The following is a 17,930-nucleotide window of genomic DNA, read 5'->3' as shown; positions in this document are numbered from 1 at the left end:
GTGCTCGCCTCCTGTCACGGACTCAGGTCGCCGATGCCGAGGGAACCGTCCGCGCCCGCCGAGGAGGATGCCACCGGTACGGCCGGGGCCGGGGACGCGGCGGCCTCGGTCCCGGCCCCGGTGTCGGTCTCGGTCTCGTCGGCCCCGTCGGACTCCTCGCTCTCCCCCGCGGCCGGCGGATCGGGGAGGTTGTCGAGAAAGTCGCTGGTGGGAACGTGGAACAGCGATCCGGTCACCGCGGTGGAGAAGTCAAGGATCCGGTCGTGGGTGGCCGGCGGTGCGCCCAGGAACATGCGCTCCAGCATCCGCTCCGTCACGGACGGGGTACGGGCGTAGCCGATGAAGTAGGTGCCGAACTCGCCCTCCCCCACGGTTCCGAAGGGCATGTTGTCGCGCACGATCTCGTGCTTCGTCCCGTCCGGGTCCTCGATGGTGGTCAACGCCACGTGGGAGTCGGCCGGTTTGACGGCGTCGTCCAGTTCGACGTCGGACAGCTTCCTGCGTCCGATCGCCAGTTCCTGGGCCTCGACCGGCAGGGCGTTCCACGCCCGCAGATCGTGCAGGTACTTCTGCACGATCACATAGCTGCCGCCGCGAAACCGCGGGTCCTCGTCCTCGATCAGGACAGCCGCCTCGGCCGCGGGGCCCGTCGGGTTCTCCGTGCCGTCCACGAACCCGAGCAGATCACGCACGTCGAAGTACTTGAACCCGTGCACCTCGTCCCGTGTGGTGACGACCCCGCGCAGCCGGTCCATGATCTCGGCGGCCAGCGCGAAGCACAGGTCGAGCCGGGTCGCGCGGATGTGGAACAACAGGTCGCCCGGTGTCGAGACCGCTCGGTGCCGGGGACCGGCCAGCTCACGGAAGGCGTGGAGTTGGGCCGGCCGCGGACCGGCGAACAGGCGGTCCCACGCGTCCGAGCCGATGCCCACGACCACGCTCAGCCTGCCCTGCCGCGCCGCCCGGAAGCCGACCGCCCGCTGTAGTCCGTTCACGTCCGACAGCGTCTCCCGTACGACCGGCTCGCCGCCCTCGTCGACGGTCACCACCAGGAAGATCGCCGCGCTCGTCAGCGGGGAGAGCACCGACTGGGGCACCGGGTCCCGGGAGAGTGCGCACATGGACGCCCCTTTTCCTGACGGTCACGGACGGACGGAGGGGGAGGCGGTGCTCGTAAACGGGGAGTCAGCTCGTGCGTCGGCGGGGGGACCGGTCCGGATGACCCACGTCCTGCGGCCTTGCCCCGCGGTGGGCCCTGTCCTGCGCCAGCGACCGCGGCGGGCCCCTTCGCCCCGCGGCGGCCCGCGTTCGCACGCCGTCACCCACCCAACGGGTGTCTGCGGGTCACTTCCTCATTCACCGTATGGCGCAACCTCGGCACTCGCCACCGCGCCCCGGGGGACACCGCCGGTTCGGCGCAGCCGCCGAGGGGGCGCCGCGGAAGACGCCGACCGGGCCGCGGCACCGGGCCGGCCGGTGCCCGGCCCGGGTACGGCACTTCGACCCGGTCGAGGTCAGGTGTCGCGGCGGACCCCGGGGGATTCGGGCGTCACCTCGTCCCAGCTCCCGGCACCGCCCACCACGGGCGACCGGGTCAGGCCGACGATGCCTGCCGCCATCAGTCCGATGCCCACGGCTTCGGGCAGCAGGCGCCAGCCCAGCGCGATGGTCTCGCCGAACAGCAGGCCGCCGAGGGTGACGCTGATCAGGGCGTCCCCCAGGGTCATGGCCGGCTGCGAGACGGCCAGCGTGCCGGCCCGCAACGTCCACTGGAGCAGCAGGACGCTCAACACTCCGGTGGCGGCGCCCGCATAGGTGTGCCAGGTGGTGAGGACCGCGCCGGGCCCGTACGGGAAACGCCCGGTCACCTCTTTGATGAGCGCGGCCGTGACGGCGAAGCAGGCGGCGGTCGCGATGCCGAGCGTGGCGGCCTGCAACGGGCCGCGCACCCGCACGGCGGCCGCCAGCAGGGCGGTGACGCAGCAGGCCAGTCCGCCGCCGACCACCAGCCAACGCCAGTCGCCCGCCTGGTCCCCGCCGTGTGAAGGGGACGCGCTGAGCAGGAAGAGTGCCAGCCCGCCGGCGAGCATCACGAAGGGCCGCCAGGTCCTGGCACCGGGCCAGTGCCGGAACACCACCGCGCCGATGAGCAGGGTGAACAGCAGTTCGCTGGTCAGAAGGGGCTGCACCAGCGCCAGTTGTCCCGCGTCCAGAGCGATGACCTGGAAGAGGGCGGAGAGCACCATGGCGCTCGCCCCGGCCCACCAGTACGGCTGGCTCAGCAGTCCCCCGAGCCGGGCCAGCGCCGCTCTGGGCCCGCGGCCGGGGACCGCGGACGGCTGGACCGCGGCCCTGCGCTGGAGGACGGACGTCGCCGCGTTGAACAACGCGGAGAGCAGGGCCGTGACGACCGTGAGCACGTTCATGCGGAAAGCCTGTCGTTCGCGGGACGGCCCGGCGAGCGGCCACCGCACAGCCGGTGGGCGGGCGGAGGCCGCCGAACGAGAAAAGTGGTAACCGCCGTACACATGGCTAAACCTTCCCGATCCGGCTACGCACGACGGGTGGATACCGGCCGACGCCCGTTTGGCGGCCGGTGCTGCGGATACCTGTTGCTCACCGTGCGATACGAGGTGACCATGCCGCTTACGCGTCCGTGCCCGCATACGTGTCCGTGTCTCTCCGCTCTCCACCGGATCCCTCCCCACCGGATCCCTCTCCACCGGATCCCGCGTGCCGCCGGGTCCGGGCGCCGTGGCGCCGCCGGGCGAGCGCGGCGTCGGCCGTGAGCCGCCTGCTGGTGGTCAGCGCGAGCATGGGGGCGGGGCACGACGCGGTGGCCGCCGAGCTGGCCCGGCGGCTGCGCGCGGCCGGGCACGAGACCTTCCACGCGGACGTGCTGGGTCTGCTGCCCGCCGGTGTCGGGGCCGGGCTGCGCGGCTTCTACCGCTCGGCGATCCGGCACGCCCCCGTGGTGTACGCGGGTATCTACGCGGCCTTCTTCCGCGCCGGCGGCGGCCCGCGGCCGGGCAGCGCGCCCCTCGCGGTGCTCGCCGAGGAGCGGCTGAACGCGGAGGTGGCGGGTGGGCGGGTCGACGCGGTCGTCGGGGTCTTCCATCTCGCCGCCCAGCTGACGGGCCGGATGCGGGCCCGTGGGCGGCTCGCGGTGCCCGGCGCGGTGCTGATCACCGACTTCGCCGTCCACCGGCAGTGGCTGCACCGGGGCAACGACCTGCATCTCTGTCTCACCGAGGAGATCGCTCAGGACGTGCGGCGGCGCCTGGGACGGCCCGCCGTCGCGTGCGGTCCGCTGCTGCCGGACGGCTTTCGTCCGCACCCGGCGGGCGAACCGTCGTGGCGGCGCCGGCTCACGGACGGCGGCCGGCGGCGGCCCGTGCTGCTGTCCGCGGGTGCGTGGGGGGTCGGAAGCCGGCTCGCCGCGACGGCCCGGCTGCTGTCCGGCGCGGGTTATCTGCCCCTCGTCCTGTGCGGGCGGAACGAGCGTCTGCGCCGTGCGCTGTCGAAGGTGCCGGGCACGGCCGCCATGGGCTGGGTGGACGACATGCCGGGCCTGATCGCGGCCTGTTGCGCCGTGGTCGACAACGCCGCGGGGCAGACGGCGCTCGAAGCGCTCGCGGTCGGTGTCCCGGTCATCGGGTACCGGCCGATCCCGGGGCACGGCGTGGAGGGCGTACGGCGGATGGCGGCGCTCGGGCTGACCGAGTACGCGGGCGACTCATGGCAGTTGGTGGCGTCGCTGGACCGTCTCACGTCGGGAGGCGCGGCGGCCGACCGCCTGCGCCGTGCGGGCCGCGGCCTCTTCCGGGGTGATGTCGTCGAGCCGCTGGAGCGACTGGCCGCCGGACGGGGGACAAGGCCGTCCGCGGGCGGTACCCGGCGGTAGGGGCGTGGCCGCCCACCGGTCCCCCGGGCCACCGGATCACCGGCCCGTCGGGGCGGCGCGGCTGCCGGTGGCGCCCGCCGGCCCGGCGTGGGGGGTGCGTCGCCGGTCCGTCAGGCCGTGCTCGGCGAGTGGCCCGACGGACAGGCCGGCGGCCCGGCACGCGGCCACCAGGCCGGGCAACGCGGCCAGCGCCGCCCGCCAGCACCCCGGTACCGCGTGCCGGTCGGTGTCGTGCAGCAGCACCGTGCCACCGCCCCGCAGGTCGGTCAGTACGGTCGCGGCGACGGACTCCGCGGTGGCGTGCGCCGTCCAGTCCCGGCCCCAGGCCGTCCACAGGACCGGGCGCAGTCCGGCACGGCGCGCGGCCAGCAGCCGGTCGCCGGTCAGGATGCCGTACGGGGGCCGGTACCACGTGGGTGCGGTTCCGGACACCTCCGCCACCGCGTGCGCGGCTCGTGCCACCCGCCGGGCCTCGCGCCGCGGAGCGGGCCACCAGGGACGGTCGTGCGTCCAGCCGTGGACCCCGAGTTCGTGGCCGCGCCGGACGATGTCGTGGCCCAGCCTCCGGTGGGCGAGCAGCTGCTCGCCCACCACGAAGAACGTGGCGCGGACCGCCAGTTCGTCGAGTACGGCCAAGAAGGCGGGGGTGGAGCGGGGGTCGGGTCCGTCGTCGAAGGTGAGCGCCACGTGGTGCGGGGTGCCGATGCCCGCCAGGGCCGGCAGCAGGGCGCGCCGCGGACCGGCGAGCCAGGTTCCGGCGGGCCCGAGGTGGGCGGCGGCGACGAGCGCGGGGACGGCGGCGACCGCCGCGGTGCGCAGCCGGTCTCCGCTCGCATGGTGCCGCGGCACGTCGTCTCCTTCCCGTCCGGGTGGCGCTCGCCCCGTTCAGCCGAACCGGGCCGCCAGCCGCCGGTACGTGGTGGGCGCCAGGGCGCGCACCACGGCGGGAACGCGGAGCCAGCCGGGCACGAACACCTCGTGCTGGTCGTGGCGTACGGCCTCGACGATCGCGGCGGCCACCCGTTCGGGCGGGACGGGACGCGGCCGGGTACGTGCGTAGGGCACCCCTCTGCGGGTGAAGAAGGGGGTGTCGACCACGCCCGGAACGACGTAGGTGGAGCGCACGCCGGTGCCGTGCAGTTCGTACCGCAACGCCTCGACGAAGGCGCCGAGGCCCGCTTTGGCCGCGGAGTACACCGCTTCCTCCCGTACCCCGACGCACCCCGCGACGGAGCCGATCAGCACCAGCCGGCCCTGCCGGCGCGCCACCATGTGGGGCAGGATCTGCCGGACCAGGTGCACCACCGACACCAGGTCCACCGTGAGCACCCGGTCCACCTCGTCGGCGGGCATGGAGGTGAACGGACCGGCCCAGCCCACGCCCGCGGCCGCGACGAGCAGATCGATGCCCTGCGCCTGTCCGAGGGCCCGGTGGGCCAGGTGCCGGACGCCGTCGGCGGCGGCCAGATCGCAGGGAATGGCGACGGCGGACGTCTCACGCGCCACCACGTCCAACCGGTCGCGGTCCCGCCCGGAGACCAGCAGTTCCCACCCTTCCGCGGCCAGTGCGCGGGCGACGGCCGCGCCGATCCCGGATGAGGCGCCCGTCACGAGCGCCAGGCCCGTCGTGGGTAAGGTGCCCGGCGCGAGGGTGGTCGGGGCCGGGTACGGATCCGCCGTCGCGCGTCCCAAGCTGACCTCCTTTTGAGTGGTGGACCCCGGCGCGGCAGCGGAGTCCGCGGCCTCCCGCGAGCGCGCCTTCCGTGCCCCGCCGCGCCTCGCGCATCCGTGTCGTCGCTGAAGGCAGCGACGTTCGAGGGGTAGCCGAAGCTCGCGATTTTCAAACCCGCCGGGTGCTCTGCCGAGCCGAGCACGACCGTCTCGCCGCCGGGCCGCCCCGTCCCTGCGCCTGCTCAGAGACGGCGGCCCACGCGGGCCGAACCCGGAGATCACCCGGGGAAGGAGGGTACGCACCGTACGCGTCCGCTCGTCCGTCGCCCGAAGCGACGCGGTGCCCGCGCGCCCGACGGCCCTGGCCCGCCGGCTCGCCCTGGCGCAATGGGTGAGCAGGACCATGAGCATCCGCTGACGGACCCGCCGGTGCACGCCTGCGGCCCGCTGCACCGGGCATCGGCACGTCACCCCGTCGGCCGTCCCGCGGGTCCCGCACCGACGCGAGTTCCTAGATCTCCGGGCTCAGTTCCTGCTCGGCCCAGACGATCTTGCCGCCGGTCGTGTAGCGGGTGCCTCGTCGGTGGGACAGCTGTGAGACGAGGAACAGGCCCCGGCCGCCCTCGTCGGTGGCCCGGGCGTGCCGCAGCCGTGGGACGGAGTCGTTGGCGTCGGAGACCTCGCAGACCAGCACGTGGTGCCGGATCAGACGCAGGGTGATGGGGCCCGTACCGTACCGGATCGCATTGGTCACCAGTTCGCTGACGATCAGTTCCGTGGTGGGCGCCAGATGGTCCAGCCCCCACTCGGTCAACCGGCCGACGGCCAGTGCTCGGGCATGGCCGACCACGGCCGGGTCGCGCGACAGCTCCCAGGAGGCGACCTGGTCGGTGCTGAGCGCGCGGGTCCGCGCGAGAAGCAGCGTCGCGTCGTCGGACGGCGCCCGGGACGACAGGGTGCCGACCACGGCCGTGGAGAGCTCCTCCAGCGCCAGGCCCGGCTGTGCCAGGACGGCACCGAGGCGGCGCATCCCGACGTCGATGTCCGCGTCCCGCCGCTCGATCAGCCCGTCGGTGTAGAAGGCGAGCACACAGCCCTCGGGCAGTTCCAGCTCCACGGCCTCGAAGGAGGCCCGGTCGACGCCGAGCGGCAGGCCGGACGGGAGGTCGGGGAAGGTGACCTCGCCCTCGGGCGAGATGATCGCGGGCGGTGGGTGCCCGGCCCGCGCCATCGTGCAGCGCCGGGTGACCGGGTCGTAGACGGCGTACAGGCAGGTCGCGCCCTCGACCGCGACGGGCCGGCCCAGGGCGTCCAGGTCCTCCTCGGTGAGGCGGGTGATCGTGTCGTCGAGCTGGGCCAGCAGCTCGTCCGGAGGCAGGTCCATGTTCGCGAGGGTGTGCACCGCCGTGCGGAGCCTGCCCATGGTGGCCGCGGCGTTGATGCCGTGCCCGACCACGTCGCCCACGACCAGGGCCACCCGGGCGCCGGACAGCGGGATGACGTCGAACCAGTCGCCTCCGACACCGTCCTCGGTGTCCGCGGGCAGATAGCGGGACGCCACCTCGACCGCGGGTCCGCCGTTCAGGCGGCGCGGCAGCAGATTGCGTTGCAGCGCGAAGGCCGCGGCGCGCTCACGGACGTAGCGGCGGGCGTTGTCCAGCGAGAGTGCGGCGCGGTTGACGATCTCCTCGGCGAACAGCAGATCGTCCGCTTCGAACGGCGCCGGATCGTCGGTGCGGACGAAGACGGCCACGCCCAGCACCTCCCCGCGCGCGTGGATCGGCACGATCATCAGCGAGTGCATGCCGTGCATGCGGATCTTCGCCGCCCGCTCCGGGTCCTGGTCGAGCCAGGTGCCGGGAGAGGTGTCCAGCACCGGCTCCAGGTGGGACCTGCCGGAGGTCAGGACATCGGTGAAGGGCGAGAAGGCGGGGACGAGGACTGGCTCCCCGCGTGGCCACAGGGACTCCGGGATCCCTTTGTGGATCGACGCCAGGCCCGCCCGCCGGAAGGCCGGTATTCGCCCGCCCATCGCGCCGAGCCGGGCGAGCAGTTCCTCGCCCAGTGGCACCGACTCCACCAGGTCTACGGTGACGTAGTCCGCGAAGCGCGGCACGGCGAAGTCGGCGAGTTCCTGGCCGGTGCGCATCACGTCCAGGGTGGTGCCGATCCGCGTGCTGGCCTCGCTGAGGGTGGCCAGCCGCTCCCGCGCCCGGTGGCGGTCCGTCACGTCCACGATCATGGCGCACAGGCCCACGGTGTCGCCGTCCGCGTCGTCGAGGCGGAAGAACGAGGTCGAGAACTCGTGCTCGCGGCGCGAGTCGTTCGCCACGACGAGCCGGTAGGCGTGGTCGACCCGCGGCATGCCGCTCTTGAGGACCTGCCGCATCACCGTCTCGACCGCCTCGGACTCGCCGCCCGGCAGCACCTCCGTGAGGCGCCGGCCCAGCCGCTGTTCGCGGGTGATGCCGTCCTGGAGGGCCAGGGCGTCGTTCACCCAGGTGCAGCGCAGTTCGAGATCACGGACGGCGATGCCGACCGGCGCACGGGACAGGATCGAATCCAGTCCGAGACGGTTCACCGGCGCCGAGCCGACGGCGGGGATCCGGGTCGCGGACAGAAGCCAGCGGGACCTGCCGTCCCGCCCTGCCAGCGGAGCGGCATTCAGGTTCACGTCCAGTCGGGCGCCGGCGCGGTCGCGCAGCCCGACCAGGCCGTACCAGCCTCCCTCGGCCCGGCAGCGCTCCGCGAAGGCCCACGCCTTCACGCTGTCCTCGGTCGCCGCCAGCAGGTCCGCGGCGGCGCGGCCGACCACCTCGGCGGCGGAGAAACCGGTGAGCCGCTCGGCGGCCTGCGTCCAGCCGACCAGGGTTCCCTTCTCGTCGACCACCGCTATGGCGGCGCCCGTCGTCTGCCCGGCTGACTGCCCCGCTCCCTGCTCCGCTGCCCGAGTGGCGATCGGCATCATGTCCTCACCGGTGGGCACCGCGGCCGTCCCTTCTGCCGGACGCCGGGACAGCCGGGGCCGAGTGGCCCGCGTCGGCGATGCGATCGAGCCAGTCGGCCAGCAGCGCACCCTCGGACCGTGTCATGGCCATGGTGCCGTTGTCCCGCAGGGCCTCACGCAGGGCGACGGCGCGGCTCGCGACGTCCTTCGGCGCCCGGGGGTCGCGGTCGCCCACGCCCGTGATCGTTCCCAGCAGGCATTCACGAGCGACCGCCGGCAGTTCGAGGTCCCGCTCGGGCGGAGGGGTCGAGATGAGGGACAGCACGACTCCGAGGCTGTTGGTGTGCATGAGCTGGGTCGCGCGTTCCACGCTCACGCGGAGCCAGCCGGCGGCCGCCACCCGGGCGAGGTTCCGCCGCAGGATGGCGATGGTCTCCAGGCCCGCCGGGATGTCTCCCCGGTAGCGTCCCTCGCCGTACATCAGCACGTAGAAGCCCGGCCGGGAGAGGCCGAAGTCCACGTGCTGGTCCCAGCAGCGGCGCAGGTCGGCGATGGTGTCGTCGGTCTCCTCCAGGGTCTGCTTCTCGGCGAGGTACTGCTGGAACCCGAAGGCGGCGAGCGCGTCGAGCAGTCCTTCCTTGTCGCCGAACAGGCGGTAGAGCGTCGGTGGCTGCACCCCGGCAGCAGCACTCACCGCCCGCGTGGAGACCGCCGTACGGCCCTCACGGGTCAGCAGGTCCGCCGCGGCGCAGAGAATCCGCTCCCTCGTTCGCACAGCCCGATTCCGCATCTCGCCATATTACTGCCGTTATCAATCTTTATATCCCATTGATACGATCAGGCCACGGAATGTACCCGTTGAGGAGCGGAGCGACGGCCCTGACGGGCCTCCGGGCGGCGCGGAAACCGCTCGGGAGACCGGCACGCGGTGACTGCGTGTGACCGGCTTCGGAGGGTGCGCCGCCGCAGCGCGTCACACGGTCGCAGCGGCGCATGCCGCCGGGTGCGCGCCCGCGCCAGGAGCAGTCCCGCGACCCCGGTGCGGACGGGGTTTCCGCGCCGCCTGTTGGCGCCTCGGCTCCCGAGGATTCACCGGCCAGCCATTCGAACGCCGTTCCGTTGGTCGACGATCCAACCTCCATCACGGGGGTGCTGGTGTCGATGAACACGAACCGAGCCGATGAACCCGGCTTAGCAGAAGCCAAGTTGACGGTCCGAAGACCGAAGCGATCCTGGCCGGCGCCGCTGCGCCGGCCGCTGCCGCTCGCCCTGTCGATCGCCCTGGCGGTCCTCTTCACCTCCTGTTTCGTCGGGGTGCTGGCAGCCGGGCACGCGGCGCTGCCGTTCCGGCGGATCGTGACGATCGAGGCGAAGATGGCCTCCAAATCCGAGTTCTTCGAGGATCCCGAGGTCGAACGGCTGCTGCTCCGGCACGGCTTCCGTATGCACATCACCCGCATGGGATCGCGCGGGATCGCCACCCCGAGCTACGCGGGCTACGACGTCGTCTTCCCCTCCGGGCAGCCCGCCGCGGACCTGATCACCCGAAAACAAGCCCAGGCCGGCCACCCGGCCACCGCCTACGGGCCGTTCTCCAGCCCCATCGTGCTCGCCACCTACCGGGAGTACGCCGAGACCCTGGTGTCCGCCGGTGTCGCCGAGCCGCAGCCGGGCGGCACGGCGGACGAAGGGCCGCTCTACTACCGGCTCGACATGGACCGGTTCGTCGGCCTCGCACAGGCCGACGGCGGCAGGGGCATGCGGTGGGACAACATCGGGCTGAACCGGCACGGGCTGAGCAACGGGAACAAGGTGCTGGCACAGACCTCGGACATCTGCGAGTCCAACTCCGCGGGCACCTATCTGGGCCTCGTCGCGTTCGTGGAGAAGGGCAACGAAATCCCGAAGACCGAGGCGGAGGCCGACGAACTGGCCCGGCGGATCAAACCCGTGCTGATCGCCCAGGGAATGCCGTCGTTCGAGAAGAACCAGACGTACCTCTCGCCCGAGGGCAAGAGCATCGCTCCGATCGCCGTCATCTACGAGCACCAGTTCCTGGCGCATCAGATCCAGCACCAGGCCAAGGAGGGCACCGTGGACGGCGAGCGCGTGCTGCTCTACCCGTCCGCACGCTTCATCACCGAGCCCAAGCTCATCGCGCTGAGCGACGACGGGGACCGGCTCGGCGAGCTCGTGTCCGACGATGCGGAACTCCAGAGGCGGGCCATGGAACTGGGCTTCCGGCTGCGCGACACGGACAGCGGGTTCACGAGCGTCCAGTTGACGCAGTTCCTGGAGAGCCGGGACATTCCGGCGCCGGTCACCTCGGACGACGACACCCGAGCCGTGCTGCCGGAGCTCGGCCTGCTGGAGCGCATGATCGAGATCGTCGGCGAGTGCGACACCGGCGATCCGGCGGCCGACGGGCCCGGCGAACCCGGCGGTTCCGCGCCGACGGCCGAGGGCCCTCCGTGACATGACCGCCGACCGAGGACCTCGTATGAAAAGACGGCCACGGGCCGGCATCCTCGCCCTGTGCCTGGCCCTGGTCGCCCTGTGGAGCGCGCTCACGGCCTGCTCGGGCGGCAGGCAGCAGACGACCACGCTGAAGGTGCTGGCCAGTCCGGAACTCTCCGACATGCGGCCGATCCTCGGCGAACTCGAACGCGACACCGGCGTACGGCTCGACCTCGACTACCGGGCCGCGAACGACGCCGACGAACTGCTCCTCGGCGGACGCCACGGCTACGACCTGGCCTGGCTCTCCTCCGACCGCTATCTACGGCTGAAGCTCAAGCAGGCGGGCGGGGCCAGCACCGCCGCGCCGTTGAGCACGCCCGTCATGAGCTCGCCCGTGGTCGTCGGCCTGACGCCCGACGTCGCCCGGCGGCTGCGGCAGCAGGTGCCGGGCGGCCGGCTGTCCTGGGCGGACATCGCCGACGCCGCCGCCACCGGCAGGGTGCACTTCGGGATGGTCGACCCGCGGCACTTGGGCAGCGGGCTCGTCGCCCTCGTCGGGGTGGCCACCGCCGCCGCGGGCACCGGAGGCGCCCTGCGTCCCGAGGACGTCTCCTGCGACCGGCTGGGCGGCTTCCGCTCCGGGCAGACCCTCACCGCCGACACCTCACAGGAGTTGGTCGACGCCTTCGTGGCGGACGGGCGGAAGACCGACGCGCTGATCACCTACGAGTCCGAACTCCTCGCCCTGAACAAGTCCGGCCGGCTCGACCGGCCCCTTGAGATCGTCTACCCGACCGACGGCACCGTCCTGTCGGACCATCCGCTCCTCCTGCTGGACGACGGCCGCCGGGCCGCCTACGACCGGGTGGTGGACTGGCTGACCGGCGAAAGCCACCAGCAGGAGATCATGCGCCGGACGCTCCGGCGTCCGGTCAGTCCGTCGGTGCGCCGCGAGGCCGAACTGAGCGCCCCGCTGGGCAACGCCCTGTACTTCCCGGACGACCTCGCCGTCATCGAGAAACTCCTCACCGACTACGGCGACCCGGGGCGGCCGGGCGGCGATCAGGTCGTCTTCCTGCTGGACTTCTCCGGTTCGATGCGGGGCGCGCGGGCGGCGTCGCTGCGTGCCGCGTTCGCCGGTCTCAGCGGGGCGGACGCCACCCCGACGGGCAAGTTCGCCCGGTTCCACGAGGGCGAACGCCTGACCGTGGTGCGTTTCGGGGGCGGCGTCCTGGACGAGCGGACGGTCACCGTGCGGGGACCCACGGACCTCCGTGCCCTCGACGCCTTCATCGCCCGCGACGACTACGCCGAGGCCACCGCCGTGTGGTCCGCGCTCGACCACGGCTACCGAACGGCCGCGGACGCCCTGCGCGAAGCCCCACGGCAGGACGTGTCCATCGTGCTGATGACGGACGGCGAGAACAACACCGGTCTCACCTATGACGAGTTCGTACGCCGGTACCGGGCCCTGCCGCCCGAGGTCCGCCGGGTCCCCACCTATCCCGTGCACCTCGGCGAGGCCGACGCCGGGGAACTGGGGCAGGTGGCTGCCACAACCGGCGGGCGCACGGTGGACGCCGACGGCTCGTCCCTTTCCGAGGCGTTCAAGGAGATCCATGGCTGTGACTGACAGCGCCTGGTGGGGCGTGTGGTGGGTATGGATGGTCGCCTGGCTGGTGGCGGCGGCGGGCGTGCTGAGCCTGTGCGTCCTGCTCCTGCGGCTCGCGCACAGCAGGTTCAGCCGCCCCCGCAGGGTCCACCCGGGCCTGAAGATCTGCGTCTATCTGCACGAGCAGTCCGTCAAGAACCTCGATGAGCTGGGCAACTACACGGCGACCCTGGAGAAGGTGGTCGAGGAGACCCACAACGTCACGACCAGTTCCGGGCTCTGGACCAGGCTGACGCCCTTCGGCATGAAGGCGGACCGGGGAACGAGCCGGGAGACCTTCACGAGTTTCGTGCAGCGGCACACCCCGCTGTCGACGGTCGGCGTACTGCTGTCCGTGCTCGACCGCGAGGACGCCGTCGTCCACGTGGACCTGCGCTCCGGCTCGCTCGCCCTGAACCGCGCGCTCAGGCGCGAACTGGCCGCGGCCGGTGGCCGCATGCCGGAGGCGGACCGGCTGGCGCTCAGCGACATCCGGGAGTTCGTCTCGGTGCAGGGCCACTTCACCGCCCGCCCCGGGGCCGACGGCGGCTACGTCCTGCGCGCCCGGTACGGCGACGGAGCGGAGCCCTCGTACCTCCGGGTGCCGCTCTCGGCCGCGGGGCTGCAGATCGACTCGATGTACGAGGGCGAGTTCCAGGCCCTCGGCAAGACCGCCGCGTGGAACCCCGGGCAGCGGGAAGTGACCCTGGACGCGATCGCCATCTTCCGTTAGCGGAGATCGTGACCGCCGGCGCGGGGGCGAGCAAGGCCCGGCACGGGGGCCGGCTCCCGGGCGCGCAGCACGGCGAGGCCCGTGCGCGGCCGGGCCGGCCCCGGCCCGCGCTCCCCGGCCTCCGCTCCTCCGCCTCCGCTCCCCGGCCTGCGCCGGCGGGGCGGAGTAGCGTGGGAACGTGTCCGTCCGCGCCGTACGGCCGGGCCCCCGGCCACGGCCTGACGCCGAAGTCGAAGGGATACACCGCCATGGATGAGGATCGCGCGAACCGAGTGGTGGCGGCGTTGCGGGCCAGGAACGTGATGGCCCATCTCGTGGAGGCGGGTGTCTACGAGTTCGGGATCAGGGTCGTCCTGGACCAGGACATCGAGGCGCTCTGGGACGTGGACGGTGCGTCGGGGCTGGACGCGGAGATCGTCAGCGACGGCGTGCTCATCGGGTTCGTCCCCCATGTGCCCGGTTCGGAGAACTTCACCGAGCAGCAGATCGTGGACAGCATCGCCACCACGCGGTACTCGACGGAAGGGCTGCACCCGCCCCAGGACGGCCCGCCCCCGCCCGCTCCCCCGGGCCCTGCCCCCGCGGATCCCGGGTCGGCCGGTCCGCCGGCCGAAGCGTCCGCCCCCGAAGAACCCCTGCCCGCCACTCCACCCCCCGTCGCCCGGTACCAGCGCCGGGCGCACTGGATCCACCGCGGCAGGCGCTGAACCCGGCCGGTGCGCCCCGCGCCGACGGCCGCAGGCGCCGCGGCGGTGCGGCCGTCGGGTCAGCCCTCGCACGGAGTACGGGCTGACCCACGGAGAACTGAGGCTGACTTCCCCGACCGGGCGTCCCTGCGAGGGATCGTCGAGCACCACAGGGACGAGGCCCCGGCGCTCGTGTCGCCGGACCGCCGAGGATCAGGGACGGCGCGCCAGGAAGACGAATTCCTTTCCCGGCCGGTCGGGCGCGTCGCGCACTTCCTCCACCAGGTAGCCGTGTCCGACCAGGTCCCGCTCGATCTCCTCCCGTTCCCGGAAGCGCACTGTCGACTCCGACGTCAGCACCTGGCCGTCCTCGGCGAAACCGTACGCCGAGCGGAAGGTCACCAACGGAGGGCTCACCTCGGTCACCTGGATCCAGCTCTCGACGGTACCGACGCCCGCGATCCGCGTCACGCGTCGGGTCGCCTCGCGGGTCCACTCCTGCCAGGCGCGCCGGGCCGGATCGCGGGTCTCGAAGACCAGATGCCCGCCGGGCCGCAGCGCCTCGTGGGCTCCCCGCAGCGTCTCGTGCCAGGTCCGCGGATCCACGACGGCCTGGGCGACGTTCGCCGTCATCGTCGCGAGATCGACCCGCAGCGGCGGGAGGTCCGTCGCATCGCCGTGGATCCAGCGCACCCGCTCGCCGCCCGGCTTGGCCCGGGCCACGTCCAGGGAGGCCAGGGCCGGGTCGACACCGACGACCTCGATGCCGCGAGCAGCCAGGAGAAGGGCGAACACACCTGTTCCGCAGCCGATGTCCAGCACGCTGCGCGCCCCGGTCTCCTCCGCCAGCCGGACGTACGCCTGAAGATCGCTGCGGTCGGGGTCGAGCGGGTCGTAGAGCGCGGCGAGCCGTGGGTGTCCGAAGCAGTCGTCGACCATGCGCACGACCGTAGAGCGGCAGGGGCAGGGACGACCACCCGATTTCGCCGATGCCGCGGTGACTGCCTCGACTCCCCCATTCCCTTCATTTCATTTCGTACTAATTGGCGATATCTTGGTTTTGTAGTGGCCACACCGTTTCCGGCGACGGTCACACGGCGGTGGGGCTCGCCGTACCCGAACCGCGGCACACAGAGCCGCCGACAGTCCCTGCTCGTGAACTGATCCTGGCCCGTCGTCGGCCCGCGCGAGTAGGAGGCCACGGAATGAGAGGTCCACCGCTTTCCCGTCTCGCCTCGGTGGTGCCACAGCTGTTCGGGCGCCGTGGTGAGGTGTGCGATGACCAGGAGGACACCATGATGCCCATGGAACGTGCCCTGCAGTTGACGATCTTCATCGAGGAATGCGACACCTGGCACCACAAGCCGCTGTCCGCCGAGATCGTGGACCGTGCCCATGAGGCGGGGCTGGCCGGCGCGACGGTCCTCCGCGGGATCGAGGGGTTCGGCGCCTCATCGGTGATGCACGGCTTCCGGCTGCTGTCGATCAAGCAGGACGTTCCGCTGGTGATCGTGATCGTCGACGACGAGAAACGTGTGCGCGAGTTCCTGCCGGTCCTGCGCCGGCTGATCGAGGGCGGCCTGGTGATCGTCGAGAACGTCGACGTGCCGCACCGGGCGTCCCGCAATCCGGTGCAGGCGCGCGCCTGACGCCGGCTGTGCCGGGGCGGCGGCGGACGGTCGCTCGCCGCCGTGTCGCGGGGGAACCGGCGCAGATCACGTGGCCGCGGTCTCCCGGCCCTGGTAGTGGACGACCTCGACCTCCTGCAGGGTGATCAGACCGCTGATGGGCAGGTCCTCCAGCTCGGCCATGAACGCTCGGACGCGGTCCGCCTCGTCGATGATGACGATCGCCGTGGGCAGGTCGTCGGCCATGGACAGCAGGCGGGTCGTGTGCACGACCGATGTCGCCCCGAAGCCCTCGGCGCCGCGGAAGACCGTCGCCCCGGCCATCCCGAAGGCGTGGGCGCGGTGCACGATCTCCGTGAACAGGGGCTTGTGGTGCCAGGTGTCGGTGTCGTCGACGACGATGGTCAGGCGCAGCGCCCTTCCTTGGAGTGTCATGATCGCGGTCCTCTCGTCACCCGGATGCGGCGCGCACCGCCCGGCCGCTCCGCGACACCCGGTGCGACCGGTGTGGCGGCCCCCGCACGGGCGGGAGGGTCGTGCGGCGGCCGAGAACACCGCCCCGGGGCCGGGCGGCGTTCCGGATCAGGCCGTTTCGGACATATCCCAACCCTAATCCCTGAGCCGACCGGTGCCAGCAGGTGCCAGCAGGTGCCAGCAGGTGCGCGGACGACGGGACAGCGGACGCCGGTCACCCCGCGGTCACTGCCCGGCCGGCCCCGCCGCCCTCCTCCCCCGGGCCGGGAATGCTCTCCTGTCACCCGAACTGCCCTGGCTGGTAGTCACCCCCGACCTGTCGGGTGATGACATTCAGCCGGTTGAAGGCGTTGATGACGGCGATCTGCGCGACGAGGGCGGCGAGTTGTTCGTCGTCGTAGTGCTCGGCCGCGTTCGACCATGCCTCGTCGGTGACCCCACCGCCGTCGGCGAGGCGCGTGCCCTGCTCGGTGAGTTCCAGCGCGGCCCGCTCCGCGTCGGTGAAGACCGTCGCCTCCCGCCAGGTCGCGACCAGGTTGAGCCGTACCGCCGTCTCCCCCGCGAGCGCGGCCTCCTTGGTGTGCATGTCGAGGCAGCCGGCGCAGCCGTTGAGCTGGCTGGCCCGGATCTTCACCAGCTCCCGGGTCGCCGCCGGTACTCCCGACTCGTCCAGGACCCGGTCCGCGGAGACGAGGTGTCTGCCGAACTTCGGTGCCAGTGCGGTCCCCTGGAGGTCGATCCGAGATTGCATGAAACTCTCCTTCGCCGTCGGTGTGCTTCCACCTCCTTCGACGAGGGGGCCGTCCGGTACGTAACATCGGGCCCGGCCGGCGACGGCGGCGCGGGGAGTGCCGACGTGCCCGGCCGGTCAGCGGCGCGGGCGGCACGCGGCCCGGTCGGCCGGTGCGGGAAGGCCCATGGCCGCGAGTCGTTCCGGGTCGCTCACGGACAGGATGCCGACGATCCGGCCTGCGGCGACGGTGCACGCCATCACGCCCAGCAGCTTGCCGTTGCGGCCCCACACCACGATGCCGGGCTCGCCGTCGACCAGGACGGAGCGTGCGGTCACCGCGGCGCGCACCCCGCGCTGGGCCCGTTCGGCCACCTCGGCCGCCCCGGTCCTGACGACCAGGCCACGCGCGGTGTGGGAACGCCAGGTCACCTCCGGGTCGAGCGCTCGCAGCAGCCCTTCGAAGTCACCGCCTCGGGCAGCGGCGAGAAACGCGTCGACCACGGCGCGCTGCCGCCGCCGTTCGTCGGCCGGGCGCGGCGTGCCCCGCACCTTCCTGCGGGCCCGGCTGGTGAGCATCTTGGCTGCGTCGGTGGACCTGCCGATGATCCGGCCGATCTCGTCGAACGGCACCGCGAACATGTCGTGCAGGACGAACGCCAGCCGCTCGGTGGGGCGGAGGGTGTCGAGCACCACCAGCAGGGCCAGCCCCACCGATTCGGCCAGCAGCGCGTCCTCCACGGGTGCCGCGTCGGCGTCCTCGGTGAGGACGAACTCAGGCAGCCGGTCCTCGTACGACACCTCGGGCCGGGTCTTGCGGGAGCGCAGCGCGTCGATACAGATCCGGCCGACGACGGTGGTCAGCCAGCCGGTGAGGTTGCCGATCGCGTCCGCGTCCTGGCGGGCCAGCCGCAGCCATGCCTCCTGTACCGCGTCCTCGGCGTCCGCCCGCGATCCGAGCATCCGGTGGGCCACCGCCACCAGGCGCCCGCGCTGCTGCTCGAAGGCTTCGGCCAGCACGTCCTGCGGCCCTGCTCCCGACATGT

General features: G+C 72.7%; 16 protein-coding genes. 6 read left to right on the top strand and 10 right to left on the bottom strand.

The features are described 5' to 3' along the window. Positions 1-14: 14 nt before the first annotated feature. Entirely contained in the window at positions 15-1,121 is a 1,107-nt protein-coding gene (locus ACFC09_RS29805) for a Dyp-type peroxidase (RefSeq protein ID WP_376533435.1), read from the bottom strand. A gap of 393 nt (positions 1,122-1,514) precedes the next feature. Next, positions 1,515-2,426 (bottom strand): DMT family transporter, encoded by a 912-nt coding sequence (locus ACFC09_RS29800; protein WP_376533434.1) that lies wholly within the window; start codon positions 2,424-2,426, stop codon positions 1,515-1,517. A gap of 389 nt (positions 2,427-2,815) precedes the next feature. Here ACFC09_RS29800 and ACFC09_RS29795 point away from each other — a divergent pair, with 389 nt between their 5' ends. Beyond that, complete coding sequence (locus tag ACFC09_RS29795) at positions 2,816-3,904, top strand: galactosyldiacylglycerol synthase (protein ID WP_376533478.1); 1,089 nt, start codon at positions 2,816-2,818, stop codon at positions 3,902-3,904. A gap of 36 nt (positions 3,905-3,940) precedes the next feature. Here the strand turns inward: ACFC09_RS29795 and ACFC09_RS29790 are convergent, their stop codons facing one another. The 4 genes from ACFC09_RS29790 to ACFC09_RS29775 form a co-directional block, all read right to left on the bottom strand. Next, positions 3,941-4,753 (bottom strand): polysaccharide deacetylase family protein, encoded by an 813-nt coding sequence (locus ACFC09_RS29790; protein WP_376533433.1) that lies wholly within the window; start codon positions 4,751-4,753, stop codon positions 3,941-3,943. A gap of 36 nt (positions 4,754-4,789) precedes the next feature. Further along, complete coding sequence (locus tag ACFC09_RS29785; RefSeq protein ID WP_376533432.1) at positions 4,790-5,596, bottom strand: SDR family NAD(P)-dependent oxidoreductase; 807 nt, start codon at positions 5,594-5,596, stop codon at positions 4,790-4,792. A 490-nt stretch (positions 5,597-6,086) separates the two neighbouring features. Continuing rightward, the gene (locus ACFC09_RS29780) at positions 6,087-8,561 is read right to left on the bottom strand and encodes a SpoIIE family protein phosphatase (protein WP_376533431.1); all 2,475 of its coding nucleotides are present in this window, start codon (positions 8,559-8,561) and stop codon (positions 6,087-6,089) included. Further along, positions 8,548-9,312 carry a TetR/AcrR family transcriptional regulator gene (locus ACFC09_RS29775; protein ID WP_376533430.1) on the bottom strand — a complete coding sequence of 255 codons (765 nt, stop codon included), beginning with the start codon at positions 9,310-9,312 and terminating at the stop codon, positions 8,548-8,550. Before ACFC09_RS29775 ends, ACFC09_RS29780 begins: the two co-directional genes overlap by 14 nt. A gap of 416 nt (positions 9,313-9,728) precedes the next feature. Here ACFC09_RS29775 and ACFC09_RS29770 point away from each other — a divergent pair, with 416 nt between their 5' ends. The 4 genes from ACFC09_RS29770 (at position 9,729) to ACFC09_RS29755 (ending at position 14,073) form a co-directional block, all read left to right on the top strand. Continuing rightward, positions 9,729-10,997, top strand: coding sequence for a hypothetical protein (locus ACFC09_RS29770; protein ID WP_376533429.1), 1,269 nt, complete (start codon positions 9,729-9,731; stop codon positions 10,995-10,997). Positions 10,998-11,022: 25 nt separating this feature from the next. Next, on the top strand, positions 11,023-12,615 hold the full coding sequence (locus ACFC09_RS29765) for a substrate-binding domain-containing protein (RefSeq protein ID WP_376533428.1): 1,593 nt from the start codon (positions 11,023-11,025) through the stop codon (positions 12,613-12,615). Further along, complete coding sequence (locus ACFC09_RS29760) at positions 12,602-13,366, top strand: hypothetical protein (protein ID WP_376533427.1); 765 nt, start codon at positions 12,602-12,604, stop codon at positions 13,364-13,366. The genes ACFC09_RS29765 and ACFC09_RS29760 overlap by 14 nt, the downstream gene beginning before the upstream one ends. A 248-nt stretch (positions 13,367-13,614) precedes the next feature. After that, positions 13,615-14,073 carry a hypothetical protein gene (locus ACFC09_RS29755; RefSeq protein WP_376533426.1) on the top strand — a complete coding sequence of 153 codons (459 nt, stop codon included), beginning with the start codon at positions 13,615-13,617 and terminating at the stop codon, positions 14,071-14,073. Positions 14,074-14,265: 192 nt separating this feature from the next. On the opposite strand, the gene ACFC09_RS29750 is transcribed toward ACFC09_RS29755, so the two are convergent. Beyond that, positions 14,266-14,991, bottom strand: coding sequence for a class I SAM-dependent methyltransferase (locus tag ACFC09_RS29750; RefSeq protein ID WP_376533425.1), 726 nt, complete (start codon positions 14,989-14,991; stop codon positions 14,266-14,268). Between the two features lie 356 nt (positions 14,992-15,347). On the opposite strand from ACFC09_RS29750, the gene ACFC09_RS29745 reads away from it, so the two are divergent. Next, positions 15,348-15,701, top strand: a complete 354-nt coding sequence (locus ACFC09_RS29745) for a DUF190 domain-containing protein (protein WP_376533477.1) — start codon at positions 15,348-15,350, stop codon at positions 15,699-15,701. Between the two features lie 66 nt (positions 15,702-15,767). Here ACFC09_RS29745 and ACFC09_RS29740 read toward each other — a convergent pair whose 3' ends face one another. The 3 genes from ACFC09_RS29740 to ACFC09_RS29730 all read right to left on the bottom strand — a co-directional run bounded on the left by ACFC09_RS29740 (position 15,768) and on the right by ACFC09_RS29730 (position 17,928). Then, positions 15,768-16,115, bottom strand: a complete 348-nt coding sequence (locus tag ACFC09_RS29740) for a DUF190 domain-containing protein (RefSeq protein ID WP_376533424.1) — start codon at positions 16,113-16,115, stop codon at positions 15,768-15,770. Between the two features lie 319 nt (positions 16,116-16,434). Then, positions 16,435-16,905: a carboxymuconolactone decarboxylase family protein gene (locus ACFC09_RS29735; RefSeq protein ID WP_376533423.1), complete on the bottom strand. Its 471-nt coding sequence runs from the start codon at positions 16,903-16,905 to the stop codon at positions 16,435-16,437. 117 nt (positions 16,906-17,022) lie between these two features. Then, complete coding sequence (locus tag ACFC09_RS29730) at positions 17,023-17,928, bottom strand: sigma-70 family RNA polymerase sigma factor (protein ID WP_376533422.1); 906 nt, start codon at positions 17,926-17,928, stop codon at positions 17,023-17,025. Positions 17,929-17,930: the final 2 nt, after the last annotated feature.

Source organism: Streptomyces sp. NPDC056161, assembly GCF_042268025.1.
Taxonomy (GTDB): domain Bacteria; phylum Actinomycetota; class Actinomycetes; order Streptomycetales; family Streptomycetaceae; genus Streptomyces.
The sequence above is the reverse complement of the archived record's forward strand: the minus strand, read 5'-3'. Positions and strand labels throughout refer to the sequence as shown.